This is a genomic window from Paenibacillus sp. FSL R7-0333 (genome assembly GCF_038000365.1).
Classification (GTDB): domain Bacteria; phylum Bacillota; class Bacilli; order Paenibacillales; family Paenibacillaceae; genus Paenibacillus_AQ; species Paenibacillus_AQ silagei.
In genome coordinates this window covers 4,960,310-4,975,752 of sequence record NZ_JBBOBZ010000001.1, presented here as the reverse complement: position 1 = coordinate 4,975,752, position 15,443 = coordinate 4,960,310, and the positions used below count along the sequence as shown (strand labels likewise).

Below are 15,443 nucleotides of genomic sequence, written 5' to 3'. Positions count from 1 at the left end.
AGAGACAGAGAGAAAAGGGGAAAGAGCATGGAATTTGCAAGTCTAACCACAGTCCTCACCCTCATTAACATCATTCTGGCACTGGGCTTTCTGTTCATTGAGCGCAGGGAGGCTGGATATACCTGGGCCTGGCTGATGGTATTGTTTTTCATCCCGATTCTGGGATTTGTCTTGTATATCTTCTTCGGACGCAATCTCAAAAAAAAGAATTTCTACAAGCTCTTCATCGAAGAGCAGGAATATGTCCAGGCTGAAGCGGACAAGCAGCTGGCAGCCTTCGCAGAAGGGGCGGATGACAGGTCGCAGCTGCTGACGAACTATGCCCAGCTCATCAACATGAATATCCGTTCGTCGCACGGCCTGTTATCCAGCGATAATGAGATTGTTATTTACAGTGACGGCCATCAGAAGTTCGCCGCGTTGTTCGAGGATATCCGCTCTGCCCGCGCAGAGATCAACATTCAGTATTACATCATTCAGCCGGACCAGCTCGGCACGAGGCTGAGGGATGCGCTGGTCCTGAAGGCGCGGGAAGGCGTGAAGGTGCGGCTGCTGTATGATGAGGTCGGCTCCAAGCGGATTTCACGGCATTTTTTCAGGGAATTGCGTGCAGCAGGGGGCGAGGTTGAAGTGTTCTTCCCGTCCCTGATCAAGCCGCTGAACTTCCGGATCAACAACAGGAATCACCGCAAGCTGTGTATTATTGACGGAAGCATCGCCTATATCGGCGGGTTCAATGTGGGGGATGAATATCTGGGGCAGGTTCCGAAGTTCGGCTACTGGCGGGACACTCATCTCCGGATTACCGGAAATGCAGTCAGCCATATCCAAGGCAGATTCATCCTGGACTGGCATCAGGCGGGGATGCATGAGCGCGGGGATTACGGGGAATTCGTCTTCAACATGGAGCCCCATACAGGGACAAGCCCGGTGCAGATTATTACAAGCGGCCCCAATTCGTCCACTGAGCACCTGAAGAATATGTACATCAAGCTCATTCTGTCGGCTAAGAAAAGTGTGTATATCCAGACCCCGTACTTCATACCGGACACAAGCTTCATGGATGCCTGCAAAATCGCCCTGCTCTCCGGAGTCGATCTGCAGATTATGATCCCTAACAAGCCTGACCATCCGTTCGTGTATTGGGCCACCTGGGCGTATGCCGGAGATCTGCTGAATTACGGGGCCAAAATCCTGCTCTACGAGAATGGCTTCCTGCACGCCAAAACGATTGTCGCTGACGGAGAGGTTGCTTCTGTCGGAACGATGAATATCGATTCGCGCAGCTTCCGGCTGAACTTCGAGGTGAATGCCATTGTGTATGACCGGGCGATTGCCGAACAGCTCCAGGACATTTTCCTGAATGATACCAGACTATGCTCGGAGCTTACGGTTGAACGGTATGCGCAGCGCTCGCTGGTGATCAAGCTGAAAGAGGGGATTTCCCGTCTGTTGTCGCCTATTCTGTAAGGAGAGTGGAGCGCGGGCAGCTGTATTTTATTGAGGGAGGAATGACAGATGGGGATGCTGGGTCAATATGTCATGGTGGATGAGGATACGCTGGAGCGCATGATGGAGATGGATGGTTCAGAGCTGATGGATACGCTGGAGAAGCTGATTGAAGGCGGAAGTGAATATTACGATATCGACAAGCTGTGGGAGGAGCTGCATCTCGCGCTAACCGGCGTCTCGGCCAGTGAACCTATCGAAGGCGATCCGTTAAGTGAAGCTGTTGTCGGGGTCCATGTGTTTGAGGTGGAAGAGGAGGAGGGGTTCTTCGCGTGCACCGAGCAGGATGAATTGGAGGACATTATTGCGGCGATGCAGCAGGTGGACTTCGATCAATTGAAGACGGATGGTGTTGCGGAGGAGCTGAGGGCAGCTTTGAAGAGTGAATTTGCAGGCCTGCTGGACTTCTACGGGAAGGCGCTGGCGGCCGGGAAGCACGTGATTTTCAGTGTGGTTTGAACAATCCTCCTTGCATTGCTTACAGAAAGGGTACTGTCCTTGTCAAAAGGAGGTACCGTTTCTGCTTAGAGTGAGAATTACGGCTGCAATTTTTTTTGAAGATAATATTTCGTCTGGCCTTCGCGGGGACAATCTTTGATCTCGCCGAAGATCTCATACCCCTGCTTCTGATAAAAAAACGGCGCCTGCCAGCTCATCGTGGTCAACTCGCTTACCTTACAGCCGCGTTGCCTAGCTCTGTGCTCCAGCTCTTCCAGCAGGGCCTTGCCGAGTCCATGGCCCCTGTACCCGGGATCCACAGCCAGCAAGTGCACATTCAGAATATTCCAGACCATATCCCCGGTAACGCCGCCGATGAAGACGCCGTTCTCGTAGGCCGCCAGGGAGATCACCTCGCGCTGATAGGGCGGAATGCTGCTGTCCATGCGGCGGCTGTGTTCCTCCAGTAAGCGGGAGATTTCCTGCTGATTCTGGGTAAGATCCAGTTCTATGATGTTCATGGGTACTCCTCCTTAGGATTTGAATTCAATTATAGCCATTATATCAAAATAGAGCCTGCGGACGATGCCGCAGGCTCTATTTGTACATGGAGAACGGCGGGAGTGCCGTCCGTTATTCCGGGGAGATGTACATGTCTAGGGTTCCCGCAAAGTACCTGACTATTCATCGAAGCCAGGTCTCCGCTTTGTGTGTGGCGAGTTTAGTGCTTGTGTCCGCTCTCGGCATTCAGCTTGGCGATCAGCTTATCGCCTTCGACATCGAGATTCGGCAGCAGGCGGTCCAGCCATTTCGGCAGCCACCAGGCTTTGTCGCCGAAGACAGCCATGACGGCCGGAACAAGCGTCATCCGGATGATGAAGGCATCGATCAGGATACCGAAGGCCAGGGCGAAGCCGATCTGTTTAATCATCGCATCAGGGGCGAAGATGAAGCCGGCGAAGACGGACACCATGATCACACCTGCGGCCAGTACGACTCGGCTGGCCAGATCATAGCCGTGAATAACACTGTCCTTGCCATGGCGGCCGTGGACATAAGCTTCACGCATGGAGCTGACCAGGAAGACTTGATAATCCATGGCGAGTCCGTACAGAATACCGGTGACCAGGATCGGCATGAAGCTCAGCAGCGGTCCGCCGGTATCGAAGCCGAACAGCGAATGCAGCCAGCCCCATTGATAGACGGCGGTGGTTACGCCGAAAGTGGCAATAATACTTAACACGAAGCCGACGGTTGCTTTGATAGGTACGATAATGGACCGGAATACCAGCAGCAGAATGATCAGCGACAGGATCACGATGATCCCGATGTATACAGGGAAGGCATCGGACAGCTTCGAGGACATATCAATATTGATGGCGGTGAAGCCGGTTACGCCAAGATTAATATTGTTGCCTGTGGTCAGGCTGGACGCCGGATCGCGCAGCTCCTGTACAAGGTCTCTGGTTGCGGTATCGGTCGGACCCGTTTTCGGAATCAGGCTGATAATAGCGATATCGCCGGTGGGACTGACACCGAGCGGAGAGACCAGGGTCACATTATCGTGCATTTGCAGCTCCTGAACCAGCTTGCCCAGGATCGGCATGGAGATCTTCTCAGACGGATTCTTTGTCTCAGCAACCAGCAGCAGCGGGCCGTTGAAGCCTTCGCCGAACCCTTTGGAGATGACATCATAGCTCTGGCGGGCCGGAGTATCCAGGTTCGCCGAGGCGCCGGATGGAATACCCAGCTCCATCTTGGTCACTGGAATGGCGGCTGTGCCAAGCACCAGCACCACCAGCAAAATGATGGCCCAACGGTATTTCACCGTGGCATTTGCCCAGCGGTGCGAGAAGCTGTGCTGCGCTTTGGCGGCGGCAGTGGTGTTCTTCGTCCGGGCTTTGGCGGTTACGATCCGTTCACCGACCAGGCCGAGCAGCGCAGGCAGCAGGGACAAGGCCAGCAGGACGTTAATCAGAACACTGGCCGCAGCCACAAGTGCCATTGTCGATAAGAAGCCGATGCCAATGACGAGCATGCCGCACAAGGCGATAATAACGGTCAGACCGGCGAAGAATACGGCACTGCCTGCGGTGCCCAGTGCCCGGCTGGCTGCTTCGGCTGCGCTTAATTTCTCATCCAGGATCAGACGGCGCTGCCGGTTCACAATGAACAGCGAGTAGTCGATCCCTACCGCGAGACCGATCATCACGGCAAGAACCGGTGTAATATCGTTCATCTGGATCAGGCTGCCGAGGGCAAAGGCACCTCCGACGCTGATGCCGACTCCGAGAAGTGCGGTCAACAGCGGCAAGCCTGCGGCGACAACCGAGCCCAGCGTCAGGAACAATACGACGGCAGCAACGGCTACGCCGATAGCTTCCGTGGAGCCGATGGCCGGCATGCTTTTGAGCGAGTCGCTTGGAATCGCGGTAATGCCTGAGCCGGACTGTTCAACTTCGGTCACGGCATCGATGATGTTGTCCGGCACCTCCGATGGCAGTGATGTCTGCTGAACCGTGAACTGGAACTGGAACAGGGCAATACTGCCGTCAGCCGACAGCATCACGCCGGGAACCGGAGCGCCTTCGGCAATCAGCGGACCGTACGGTGCTGCCTGAGCAGCAGCGGCTTGACCAGTGGCGGCAGAAGGATCGGCAGCGGCTTGACCAGTGGCAGCGGAAGGATCAGCAGCGGCTTGACCAGTGGCGGCAGAAGGATCGGCAGCGGCTTGACCAGTGGCAGCGGAAGGATCAGTAGCGGCTTGACCGGCCGCAGCGGAAGGATCAGCTGCAGCTTGACCGGCAGCGGCTGCCGCTGCTTGTGCTGCCAGTTCGGCAGGGTTGATGACATATTCCATGTTGTATACATCATTGATGGCCTTCAGCAATAGTGCGGAACGCTCAGGCGTATCCAGACGTTCGCCGTCCGGTGCAGTGAAGGCGATACTAGCCTGGCCTCCGGCCGCAGCGGGCAGCTCTTTTGTCAGCTTATCCAGCACCTTTTGCGACTCTGTGCCTTCAATTTTCATCTCGGAGCTGGATTGAATGCCATTGACTCCAATCAAGGTGCCTACAACTCCGAGTACAATGATCCAGACTGCAATGAAGGCCCAGGGCTTGGCATAAGCCGATTTACCTAAGCGGTATAGAAAGGTAGACATGTAGTGGTTTCTCCTCTTTATCTGTGAATTTAGAAGCCGTTGCGTAAATAAGCAAACATGGAATTCAGGTATTGTTCAAACGGCATAGCCCCGGAGTCCCCGCTCTGCTGCTCACCCGGCAGCATGACGTTCAGCCGTCCGTCCAGGATAGGCACGAAGGCCCCATAGACGGCACCTACCAGCAGGTGGGTATATCCATCGGCATACCGTCCACGGGTGAACTGCTCCAGTGTCTCCTGGGCGGTGATCTGCAAATGCCGGAAGACATTGAGAATGTAAGGCTCCAGGGACGGATATTGATTTGCCAGGGAGACAAACTGCCGCAGCTTATGCAGGAACTCCGAGGTGAATTGCAGCTTCAGCAGATTGTACAGGGCATCGAGCGGTGTAGCATCCGACGGCAGAGCAGCCAGCGGGTTATTCTCTTTCTCTTGGACAGCAATAATGCCAATGAAATAGGCGGCGACTGCTTCCTCCTTACAGGAGAAGTAATTCGCAAAAGTCCGCCGGGAATATCCAGCCTTCTGAACTACATCATCCACAATGAAGCCATCCATCCCATGCTCAAGCGCAAGCTCGAAGGCCGCTACGGCTAAGGCATAGGCGGTGGCTTCTTTTTTTTTGTCCCGCAGATTCAGTTTGGAATTCAAATGTCAATGTTCCTCCTTTCTCTGGAATCTATAAGCTCTAGAGAATCTATAGGTTCTATTATTGCTCAAAGGGAAAGATTGCACAATGAGCATCGAGTGACGGAAATGTGAATATTTTAAATTTGGAGTAATGGGCTGAGAAAGAAAGGTGGGGGGTTAGGAGATTAAGTTAGAAGGGCGTGGGGAAGGGAGTGGGAAGTAAGTGAGTAAATGAGGAGTGAGAGCTAGAGTGGGAGTAATTGAAGGAGAGTAAGTGAGTAAGTGAGTAAGTGAGTAAGTGAGTAAGTGAGTAAGTGAGTAGATGAGTAGATGAGTAAGTAGGTAAGTGAGAGTTAGTGTGGGAGTAAGAGTAGGGGAATAAGTGAGTATGAGAGTGGGAGGGGATTAGGTGAGCAAATGAGCAGTACGTGAGAGGAAGAGTAACATGGGTGTAAACAGACGATAGCGCGAGCAAATCCCCGGGCGGATAAGAGCAGAGCTGAAGAATGCGCCTTCATTCACGAAGGGACAGCATTATTGACTTCTTTTGTCATCCGTGAGGTTTTACATTAAATGGCTGCAGGCGTAAGATTCAATCAACAACCGAATGAAATGACACTGTTCTTGAAATGGCTGAATTCCGTAACGGGAACGGGGGAACCAACTGGTGCAGGCGGCTTAAGGATAGGCTGCTGAATACCCGGGGTGAATCCTTGCCAGTGTGCTACTATGGCTCCGGTAAGGTAGGGCAATCTCGCTGCCCGAATCCGTCAGCTAACCCCGTAAGCCTCGAAGAGAGAGGATGAGCGCCATGATCGAGTAACCGACCACGGAGAGCCCTGCTGCTGTGGTCTTTTTGCTGTGTAGGGAAGGGGATTAATCCCACTGAATGCCCTGAAAATGGGCTGGATGCGGAAATGAGAGGGATAAATCCTACTGATTGCGCTGGAAGTGTGCTGGAAGTGGAAATGAAGAGCACAAGTGCCCCTGAATCCCGGGAAAGTTGGCTAAACGAGCAAATGAAGAGCACAAGTGCCCCTGAATTCCAGAAAAGTTGGCTAAACGAGCGAATGAAGAGCACAAGTGCCCCTGAATCCCGGGAAAGTTGGCTAAACGAGCAAATGAAGAGCACAAGTGCCCCTGAATTCCAGGAAAGTTAGCTAAACGAGCAAATGAAGAGCACGAGTGCACCTGAATTCCAGGAAAGTTAGCTAAACGAGCAAATGAAGAGCACAAGTGCCCCTGAATTCCGGGAATGTTGGCTAAACGAGCAAATGAAGAGCACAAGTGCACCTGAATCCAATTGCGCCTCTGCCATACACAACCAAGCAGTCTAAAGTGAAAATTAGGGGCAATAGTGACAGGTGGAAGCACAATTGAATCTTATAACAACACTAATTATTCAGTTTATGTACCACATTAGTCAGTTTCCGCATCGCCACTACAGTCAGTTTTCTTATAGCCATATTACATTGAAAGGAGGGGGTTACCATCGCTACTGTATTTATCGTCTGCTTTTGGGTTGGACTTCTGCTTATTCTTAGTGGCAGTATTCATGGGCACGGCCTGGCAGGCCATCTGCATGTAGGGGGAAGCGATGCCGGGGGGCCGGGCTTTCTGCCGATTCTTCCGCTGATGGTGTTTGTCACCGTCTGGGGCGGCACGGGGTATATGCTTGTCAAGTACAGCGGGATGCAACTGCTCGCCGTAGTACTGGTCTGTACCTTGATCGCCCTGCTGCCGGGCATCCTGCTCTACACGGTACTGGCCCGGGTGATGACCCGGTATGACAGCAGTATGAGTGAACTCGATTATGATCCGGCAGGCCAGCTCGGCTATATCAGCATTGCTGCAGCGGATGGGACCGTGGGAGAGATGAAGTATGTGCTGCACGGGACCATGCGCTCCATCGGCGTGCGGGCCGAATCCGGTCAGTCGCTATTGCGGGGCGATCGGGTAATTATTGTGAAGACGGATAAGGGGATCGCAGCGGTCACTTTGTTCGAGAGGGAAATGGAACAAAACTAACGGGGAGTGTCGGAACAAATGTTAATTTTATATGTAACCGGAGCTATTGTTGTTGTGATTCTGCTGGCTTTAACCAGTATTGTGACCGCGTATAAAAAGGTTCCGCCCAATCAGGCCATGATCGTATACGGTCTCGGCGGCAAAAGAGTGGTTCAGGGCGGCGGGACATTCGTCATCCCCGGCTTCCAGAACAATAAAACCATCTCCATGATGCTGATGAGCTTCGATGTGATCCCGGCGCAGGCCATGTTTTCCCGCCAGGGCATCAAGCTGAACCTGGAGGCGGTCGCCCAGATTAAGATCAAAAGCGATCCAACCGCTATTCTCACAGCCAGCGAGCAGTTCATTGACCGGCCGGAAGAGGACCGTGAGACGATTATTCTGCATTCGGTGGAGGGCCATCTGCGCGGCCTGATCGGGCAGCTCAGTGTAGAATCTATACTCAAGACCCCAGACGAAATCAACAGCAAGATGCGGGAGACCTGCTCGGAGGATCTCGACAAGATGGGGCTGGAGGTCGTCAGCTTCACCATCAAGAAGATTACCGACGACAAAGGGTACATCGACAATATGGGGGTGCCCGAGATTGAGCGTATCCGCCGCGACGCTAGTATTGCTAAGGCCGAAGCCGAACGCGATATTCAGATCAAGCAGGCCGAGGCGGAGAAGGAATCCTCCATTGCCAAAGCCAATGCGCATCAGGCGACAATTGAAGCAGGAACCGCTGCCCGTGCGAAGGAATCGCTGTTCGAGAAGGAGCTGAACATTAAGCAGGCGGACTTCAAACTGGAGACCGAGGTGAAGAAGGCGCAGGCGGATCTGGCGTACGAATTGCAGCAGAATAAGATCAAGCAGTCGCTGGTTACCGAGCAGGTCAAAATCACACAGATGGAAGCGGAGGCTAACCGGACGGTCCGGGAGATCGAGGTCGAGCTGAGACAGCGGGAGCTGGAGGCGACAGTGATCAAGCCGGCCCAGGCGGAGAATCAAGCGACGATTATGAGAGCAGAAGCCGCCAAGCAGCGGCAGATTCTGGAGGCGGAAGCCGAAGCCGCTACGACGACCAAGCGCGGACTGGCAACAGCGGAGGCGGAATTGGCAAAAGGGAAGGCGAATGCGGAGATCGTCCAGCTCGCCGGAGCGGCGGAAGCGGGAGCGCTGCAGAAGAAGGCTGAGGCGTACAAACAGTTCACTCAAGCCGCCCTGACCGTGGAATTCCTGAAAATCCTGCCGGAGCTGGCTGAGAAAATCGCCTCCCCGCTGGCCAAGGTAGATAAGATCACCGTCATCTCCCAGGACGGGGCTTCCTCAGGCGTGAACAAGATTACGGGTGATATCGCCAAAATCATGGCTCAGGTTCCAGAGCTGACGCAGACACTTACCGGCATGAACGTAACCGAGGCGCTCAGCGGACTGCTTGGCCGGAAACAGGAACAGGAGTAGGCGTTAGTCGTTAATAAACCGGCAGTAAGCCGCCTTCCTGACTGCATCTCTCCACAAAAAAAAAGGCGTCAATCTCCAAAAGGAGGCTGACGCCTGTGGTATGTCTGAAGCTGTAGATCAGCGCTGCACCGCTCTCAGGCGGTAAGTGCAGCTTGCGTAATCCCCGCGCAGGTCGGAGACCACAAGACCGATACGCATCAGGCGGTCACCGCCCAGCGGTGTGCCGTCAAAGGCGGGCTGGAATGGAGCGGAGCTGACGCCATCTGCAGGTGCAGAGGCTTCTGCGCCGCCGTGGACATGCCCGTTGCTGCCTTTTGCCCCCGTCTCAATGACATAATCCAGCTCGGGATTGAGTCCTTTGAGCGTAAGGCGCGAGATCGGAGGATTCGGTATGGCCAGCACGCGGAAATAAGCGACGAAGGCTTCGGTCTTGTCCTCGCTGACGAACATCCAGGCGGTGTCGCCACTACCCTCGAACGGACTCAGCAGACGGTACATATCCCCTTGCTGCACCAGTGTGCGGATCTCCTTGTACTGGGCAATCTGCCGGGTAGCCAGGTCCTTCTCCGCTTCGGTGAACTTTGTGAGGTCCAGCTCATAACCGAAGTTGCCGCTCATCGCCACATCCCCGCGTGTAGCTAGGGTGGTGATGCGGTCTACCTGATGGTTCGGAACATCAGACACATGTGCGCCCATGCTGCTGGCCGGATAGACAATACTGGTGCCGTATTGAATCGCTAGGCGTTCTACCGCATCGGTGTTGTCACTGGTCCAGGTCTGCGGCATATAGAACAGGATTCCCGGATCGAACCGGCCGCCGCCGCCGGAGCAGCTCTCGAACAGAATGTCCGGGAAGCGCGAGGTCAGGCGCTCCAGCAAATTGTACAGCCCCAGCATATAGCGGTGGGCGGTTTCTTTTTGCCGCTCAGGGCTGGCTTTGGCAGAAGCTATCTCGGTCATGTTACGGTTCATGTCCCACTTGATATAGCGGATCGGGGCACTGGAAAATACGGCGCTTAAGGTCTCATACAGATAGTCGCAGACTTCCGGGCGGGAGAGGTCCAGGATTAGCTGGTTGCGGCCTTCTGTGCGGCGGCGTCCTGCGGCATGCAGGCACCAGTCCGGGTGCTTGCGGTACAGCTCACTGTCCGGCGAGACCATCTCCGGCTCCACCCATAGACCGAACTGTACGCCTTCCTTGTTGACCCGGCCGGCCAGATCCGCCAGACCTTCAGGCAGCTTGCGGCGGTCCTCGAACCAGTCGCCGAGTGAGCTGTTATCCTTGTCGCGTCTGCCGAACCAGCCGTCGTCAAGGACGAATAGCTCAATGCCGAGCGGGCCTGCTGCTTTGGCGATGGTTGCGATTTTGTCCGCATCGAAGTCGAAGTAAGTCGCCTCCCAGTTGTTGACCAGAATCGGCCGGGCCTGATCACGGTGAACACCGCGGCAGAGCCGGGTCCGGTACAGCCGGTGATAGGTACGCGACATGCCGCCGAGACCTTCACCGGAATAGACGAGCACGGCCTCCGGGGTCTGGAAGGATTGGCCCGGCTCCAGCAGCCAGGAGAAGTCGAACGGATTAATCCCGATACTTACACGGGTCTGTCCGAACTGCTCAACCTCGGCAGTGGCGGCGAAGCTGCCGCTGTAGACGAGGCTGAAGCCGTAGACATCCCCCTGGTCTTCATCTGCGCCGTGACGTAGCAGCGCAATGAACGGATTGGTCTGGTGGCTGCTTGAGCCGCGGCGGCTCTCCAGTGACAAGGCAGCGCCCGGAGTAAGCGGACGGCGCTGAACATGGCGCTCTCTGGCCCATGCGCCGCTCAGATGCAGCGTATCGTAAGAGGAATCGGCGAAATCGACGGATGCGCTAAGCGCCTGCTCCAGCCGGAGCGGGGCTTCGCCGTTATGCTCGAAGCGGACGGAACGGGTAATCGCGTTATGATCGGCGAATACGGTGTAGAGCAGTCTAACCGTTAGACCAGCGTAGTCATCTTTCAGGGTAAGCTCCAGTGTCAGTGCTTCTTCTTCATTCTCCGCATACACGGCAGGCAGTCCTTCGAGTGCCGGCTTGCCTGGTGTAATGGTATATCCCGCATATTTGAGTTCAGAGATCCGCGTGCCGTCCGCTAGCTGAACCTGATAGGCCGGCCGCCGGAAGTCGCTCGTTCCATACTGCGGATACTCCTGAGAGAGGGCATCCAGAGAGAGCGAAGGCCGCGTTAGCACCGGGGTTGGCGAGAAGGAGGCACGTTCGCGCAGCTCAAGCACTCCAGTCAGGCTGCTGTCATGGCGGAGCCTCGCTCCCCAGTAGACATGGGCAGGATAACCTTCAATCAGTTGGATAATGTAGCTGGTATCTTTGGACTGAAGGTGGAACAATCCACGTGATTCGTCTGCAAAAATGTTCATGATCATAACACTCCTTGTGTGATGGGATAAGGTCCGGATATCTGGACCAACTGAGAATTATTTCTGCTGATACCTTAGAAAAGGCAATCAACGATTGCTGTGCAGTCGGGCTGCGGTTAATCCGCTATCCCGCCGCTGGTCTCCCGGACAATCAGCTTCGTGCCGATCATCGAATGCGAAGGGGCTTCGCGTCCTTCGAACCGCTCGGCGAGCAGTTGAACCGCAGCTTTGCCCATCTGCTCGGGATAGGCGCGGACCGTTGTCAGCGGAGGCTGAACATAGGCCGCCATCTCGATATCATCGAAGCCGACGACAGCCATCCCGGCAGGCACCTGTATCCCGTGATCATGCAGGGCGCGCAGAGCGCCGACCGCCAGCGGATCACTGGCGGCGAAGCAGGCCGTAGGCCGCTTTACCCCTGCCAGCAGCTCGCTCATCATCCGGTAGCCGTCAGCACTGGTCCAGCTTCCGGTGCGGATCAGCGCCGGATCATAGCAACCCTGGCTCTGCATAATCCGGGTGTAATGATGCCTGCGGCGCTCCTCCTCGCTGCCGCCTCCGATGAAGGCGATCTCGCGGTGACCGAGCTCCAGCAGATGGCCCAGCGCCTGATCGACAGCCTGCCGGAAATGTGTCCGCACGGAGTCATATTCCGTGCGCTCCGAATAATGGTCGACCAGTACGGTGGTGCTTGAATCCGGGTGCAGCTTCGCAAGCTCTCCCGGCTGGAAGCTCCCGCCGACTACAATAAGCCCGTCACCTGTGGGCCGGAGCGGGGCTGGCGTGCTGTGTCCGCGCAGCGTCTGGCCGAGCCGGATGCCCAGCTCCTCACAGCGCAGCTCCACGCCGCGCCGGATCGAGCCGTAATAAGGGTCGTCCCGTTCCTCTTCGGCTGTACACCAGAGCAGAAGCGTGACGGTCTTGCTGCCTAGCTCGTTCTCCCGCTTCAGCTGCCGTACTCGTGAGGGCTTGTAGCCAAGCTGCCCGGCCACAGCGAACACCCGGCTGCGCGTCTCCTCACTGACCGCCAGAGACAGGTCATTATTTAGTACTCTTGATACGGTTGCGGCCGATACGCCGGCCTCGCGGGCGATGTCTTTAATCGTTGCCAAGCTGCTCACGCCTTTTTAGTTAATAAATTTACTAAATATTCGTCTTAATCCTATCATCTCTTTAGAGTTCTTTCAAGCAGATTTTGAGGAGCGCTTACATTAGGGAGGTGGTGCCCCGCCCCAGCATCCTCGCGGACTGGAAAGACCTTATCAGCGCTAAATTACACCATTAGGCAGGCCAGGCGGACTCAGAGGCCGTTAACTAACCCATTACTCCTCATTTATAGCTGCAAATGGCAACATAAGCGCTCTTGAGTCCGGAAGCACAAGAAAAGTTGGTTTTTTCGCGTTATAGCTTCATCTGAGTCCGCTAGATGCTGAATAAGGCTAAGAGGAGTTTGGACCAAGGTTACAGCAAGTCCTACTTTGTTGTTCGGCTCTTGCTCTGCGGAAACAGCTAGGCCTCAGCTCATGATTCCGTTTGTACGCAAATAAAAAAGAGGCTGCCTATACCGGCAGCCCTGTCTACTTTTCCGCATTATTACGCCATCTCATCCATATCATTCTACAGTACGCGCACCGAACACATGCCCCACAATCAGATCCGCGCACTCTTCAGAGGTGTTCTCATGCGTATCCACCCTATAGCTATACCCGATGTCACGGGCCATCAGCTTGTGCTGCTCCTCCGACTGATCTTCGCTCCGGTGCTCCCGGGCCAGGTTGCGCTGGCGGCAGATATCCAGGGGACAGAACACTTCCACAATGGATAGCGGGTATCCGCTGAAAATCTCCTTTACCTTCTCATAATGAGGCTCAAGTCCGGGCCGCTCCACCAGGATGCCGTCAATCAGCACATGCTTGCCATGATCCGAGAATAATTTGGCGGTATGATACATCATGATAATTGCCTCACTAAGATACTTCCAGTAATCTTCACGCAGGTAACGCTCCCCGATCGTTTCTTCGAACAGATCATTGGCGACCACATAAAAAAATTCCGGCGATCTCGATTGTATTGCTTCAACTATTGAGGTTTTGCCGGAGCTGGTCACTCCGTTCAGAAACACGATTTGTCCTTGGTTCATTTGCTTTTCCTTCCTCTCATGCTTCGCTTAATTTCGTTCTTCATCTAGTCTCCTCCCGCATTCCCTTCAATCTGCTGCATATAATCCCGGGGAGAGAGCCCGGTGACCTTCTTGAACACCTTGCTGAAATAGAAGGCGCTCTCATAGCCCAGCTTCTGGGAGATTTCGTAGATCCGGCCTTCGCCGCGGACCATCATTTCCTTGGCGGCGGTGATTTTGGTCTCTGTGATATACTCAACATAGTTCACCCCGGCGACCTTGGAGAACAGGTGGCTTAGATAGTTGGGGCTGAAGTTGAACACATCCGCAACTTGATTAAGCGACAGCTTGGTACCGAGATTTCTTTTGATATACTCCTGGACATTCTTCACCACCTGCTCCTTATAGCTCTGTCTGCGGGTGGCGAGCATCCGGACACAGCCGTCCCGGAACTGGACGAGCCAGCCGGTAATCTCTTCAATGGTATGCATCTGATAGATCGCCCGGTAGCCCTCCGGCTCCTGCTCGAAGATCTGCTCCACCATGTTCTCCCCGTCCGCGAGCAGGGAGGTCGCCATATATAGAATGTTGCAGGCGGCATCGGTGGCGGGAACGAGCAGATCGGCCCGTCCGTCGAAGATCTCGATCATCCGGGAGATGATGCTGTGCAGGGCGCGGGTATCCATTTCTTCAAAAGCTCTGCGGATCTCAAGCCGCGATTCCGAGAAATCAAACAGCAGGTGCTCCTGCAGCGGGGCTTCGCCTTCCGTGAAGAAGACGAAGGAGCGCTCCTTCACAGCGGCGGGCAGCGCCTTCCGGGCGGCGAGATAGCTCCCCTGCAGCAAAAACGGATCTTCCACTGCGAAGCCGATCGCCCCGATAATGGTCACATTGAAGTAATTATGCAGTACGGAGGCCATGTCCGCCAGCAGCTTCTGGATGTCTTGCATCCAGAGCTGCGGGTCCGGGCCCGGCACAGGCAGGGTCAGCGCGAAGTTGCGCAGATCCAGGCTGGTGACGTAGCAGGCGCTTCTGGAGGCCAGTGTATCCTTTGCCATCTGCACGGTGCTTGAGCATAAGGCCACCAGCTTATCCCCGCGCGGCGGGACGGTGTCCGGCCCGAGAATGCGGCAGGTACAGACCAGATAAGCCGGCGCGGAGAGGTCCATCTCCAGATCCTCCTTTTGCAGCAGATACTGGTTCTTGTTCTCGAACAGGCCGCTTAACAGCCGGATGAAGAATTTATCCCGCTGGGCCTGGAGGTTGCCGCGATGGACCAGCTTCGGATAGCTCTCCATGGTCTGGTACTCCTCCAGGATACTGGTGGCCCGGCGGATCGATTCCGCCAGCGCCTCCGGGGTCAGCTCCAGCTTCACCAGGTAATCGGTAGCCTGGATCTCGATCGCTCCGCGCGCATACTGGAATTCCTCATAGCTGGTCAGCATGATGAATAGCGGAAGCCGCCCGTACTTGCGGCGGACCGAGCCGGCGACCTCCAGGCCGCTTTTGATCGGCATTTTGATATCGCTGATCACAATGTCCGGGCGGAGGGTGTCGATCATTTCTTCCTCCTGTGCGCCGTTGTGGGCGATGCCGACAATCTCAATGTTATATTGCTCCCATTTCAGCATGGACTGGAGTCCGATGCAGACCAGGGCTTCATCATCTGCGATTAATAATTTGATCAAGCTCATCACATCCT

11 protein-coding genes and 1 riboswitch are annotated in these 15,443 nt (G+C 55.1%); of the genes, 4 read left to right on the top strand and 7 right to left on the bottom strand.

Going from position 1 to position 15,443, the window contains the following annotated elements:
* The first annotated feature begins 27 nt into the window (after positions 1-27).
* Both cls and MKY86_RS21115 read left to right on the top strand, forming a co-directional pair.
* Entirely contained in the window at positions 28-1,470 is a 1,443-nt protein-coding gene (cls, locus tag MKY86_RS21120; RefSeq protein ID WP_076084420.1) for a cardiolipin synthase, read from the top strand.
* A gap of 48 nt (positions 1,471-1,518) precedes the next feature.
* Positions 1,519-1,968, top strand: coding sequence for a DUF1877 family protein (locus MKY86_RS21115; RefSeq protein ID WP_076084423.1), 450 nt, complete (start codon positions 1,519-1,521; stop codon positions 1,966-1,968).
* A 77-nt stretch (positions 1,969-2,045) separates the two neighbouring features.
* Here MKY86_RS21115 and MKY86_RS21110 read toward each other — a convergent pair whose 3' ends face one another.
* From MKY86_RS21110 to MKY86_RS21100, 3 genes are all read right to left on the bottom strand, one after another.
* The gene (locus tag MKY86_RS21110; protein WP_076084426.1) at positions 2,046-2,468 is read right to left on the bottom strand and encodes a GNAT family N-acetyltransferase; all 423 of its coding nucleotides are present in this window, start codon (positions 2,466-2,468) and stop codon (positions 2,046-2,048) included.
* Between the two features lie 200 nt (positions 2,469-2,668).
* The gene (locus MKY86_RS21105) at positions 2,669-5,110 is read right to left on the bottom strand and encodes an MMPL family transporter (protein ID WP_340827422.1); all 2,442 of its coding nucleotides are present in this window, start codon (positions 5,108-5,110) and stop codon (positions 2,669-2,671) included.
* 29 nt (positions 5,111-5,139) lie between these two features.
* Entirely contained in the window at positions 5,140-5,760 is a 621-nt protein-coding gene (locus tag MKY86_RS21100) for a TetR/AcrR family transcriptional regulator (RefSeq protein WP_036731586.1), read from the bottom strand.
* A gap of 600 nt (positions 5,761-6,360) precedes the next feature.
* Positions 6,361-6,543: riboswitch (cyclic di-AMP (ydaO/yuaA leader) on the top strand.
* Positions 6,544-7,410: 867 nt separating this feature from the next.
* On the opposite strand from MKY86_RS21100, the gene MKY86_RS21095 reads away from it, so the two are divergent.
* Both MKY86_RS21095 and MKY86_RS21090 read left to right on the top strand, forming a co-directional pair.
* Positions 7,411-7,767 carry a hypothetical protein gene (locus MKY86_RS21095; protein WP_340827421.1) on the top strand — a complete coding sequence of 119 codons (357 nt, stop codon included), beginning with the start codon at positions 7,411-7,413 and terminating at the stop codon, positions 7,765-7,767.
* An 18-nt stretch (positions 7,768-7,785) separates the two neighbouring features.
* Positions 7,786-9,210: a flotillin family protein gene (locus MKY86_RS21090; RefSeq protein WP_076085908.1), complete on the top strand. Its 1,425-nt coding sequence runs from the start codon at positions 7,786-7,788 to the stop codon at positions 9,208-9,210.
* 117 nt (positions 9,211-9,327) lie between these two features.
* Here MKY86_RS21090 and MKY86_RS21085 read toward each other — a convergent pair whose 3' ends face one another.
* The 4 genes from MKY86_RS21085 to MKY86_RS21070 all read right to left on the bottom strand — a co-directional run bounded on the left by MKY86_RS21085 (position 9,328) and on the right by MKY86_RS21070 (position 15,429).
* Positions 9,328-11,622: an alpha-galactosidase gene (locus tag MKY86_RS21085; protein WP_076085905.1), complete on the bottom strand. Its 2,295-nt coding sequence runs from the start codon at positions 11,620-11,622 to the stop codon at positions 9,328-9,330.
* A 116-nt stretch (positions 11,623-11,738) separates the two neighbouring features.
* Positions 11,739-12,734, bottom strand: coding sequence for a LacI family DNA-binding transcriptional regulator (locus MKY86_RS21080; protein WP_076085902.1), 996 nt, complete (start codon positions 12,732-12,734; stop codon positions 11,739-11,741).
* 500 nt (positions 12,735-13,234) lie between these two features.
* Positions 13,235-13,762 carry a phosphotransferase-like protein gene (locus MKY86_RS21075; RefSeq protein ID WP_076085899.1) on the bottom strand — a complete coding sequence of 176 codons (528 nt, stop codon included), beginning with the start codon at positions 13,760-13,762 and terminating at the stop codon, positions 13,235-13,237.
* Positions 13,763-13,806: 44 nt separating this feature from the next.
* Positions 13,807-15,429, bottom strand: a complete 1,623-nt coding sequence (locus tag MKY86_RS21070) for a response regulator transcription factor (protein ID WP_076085897.1) — start codon at positions 15,427-15,429, stop codon at positions 13,807-13,809.
* Positions 15,430-15,443: the final 14 nt, after the last annotated feature.

What these genes read in the sequence shown, in the direction of transcription:
- cls (WP_076084420.1), top strand. Translation starts at nt 28, where the DNA reads ATGGAATTTGCAAGTCTAACCACAGTCCTCACCCTCATTAACATCATT.
- MKY86_RS21115 (WP_076084423.1), top strand. Translation starts at nt 1,519, where the DNA reads ATGGGGATGCTGGGTCAATATGTCATGGTGGATGAGGATACGCTGGAG.
- MKY86_RS21110 (WP_076084426.1), bottom strand. Translation starts at nt 2,468, where the DNA reads ATGAACATCATAGAACTGGATCTTACCCAGAATCAGCAGGAAATCTCC.
- MKY86_RS21105 (WP_340827422.1), bottom strand. Translation starts at nt 5,110, where the DNA reads ATGTCTACCTTTCTATACCGCTTAGGTAAATCGGCTTATGCCAAGCCC.
- MKY86_RS21095 (WP_340827421.1), top strand. Translation starts at nt 7,411, where the DNA reads ATGCTTGTCAAGTACAGCGGGATGCAACTGCTCGCCGTAGTACTGGTC.
- MKY86_RS21090 (WP_076085908.1), top strand. Translation starts at nt 7,786, where the DNA reads ATGTTAATTTTATATGTAACCGGAGCTATTGTTGTTGTGATTCTGCTG.
- MKY86_RS21085 (WP_076085905.1), bottom strand. Translation starts at nt 11,622, where the DNA reads ATGAACATTTTTGCAGACGAATCACGTGGATTGTTCCACCTTCAGTCC.
- MKY86_RS21075 (WP_076085899.1), bottom strand. Translation starts at nt 13,762, where the DNA reads ATGAACCAAGGACAAATCGTGTTTCTGAACGGAGTGACCAGCTCCGGC.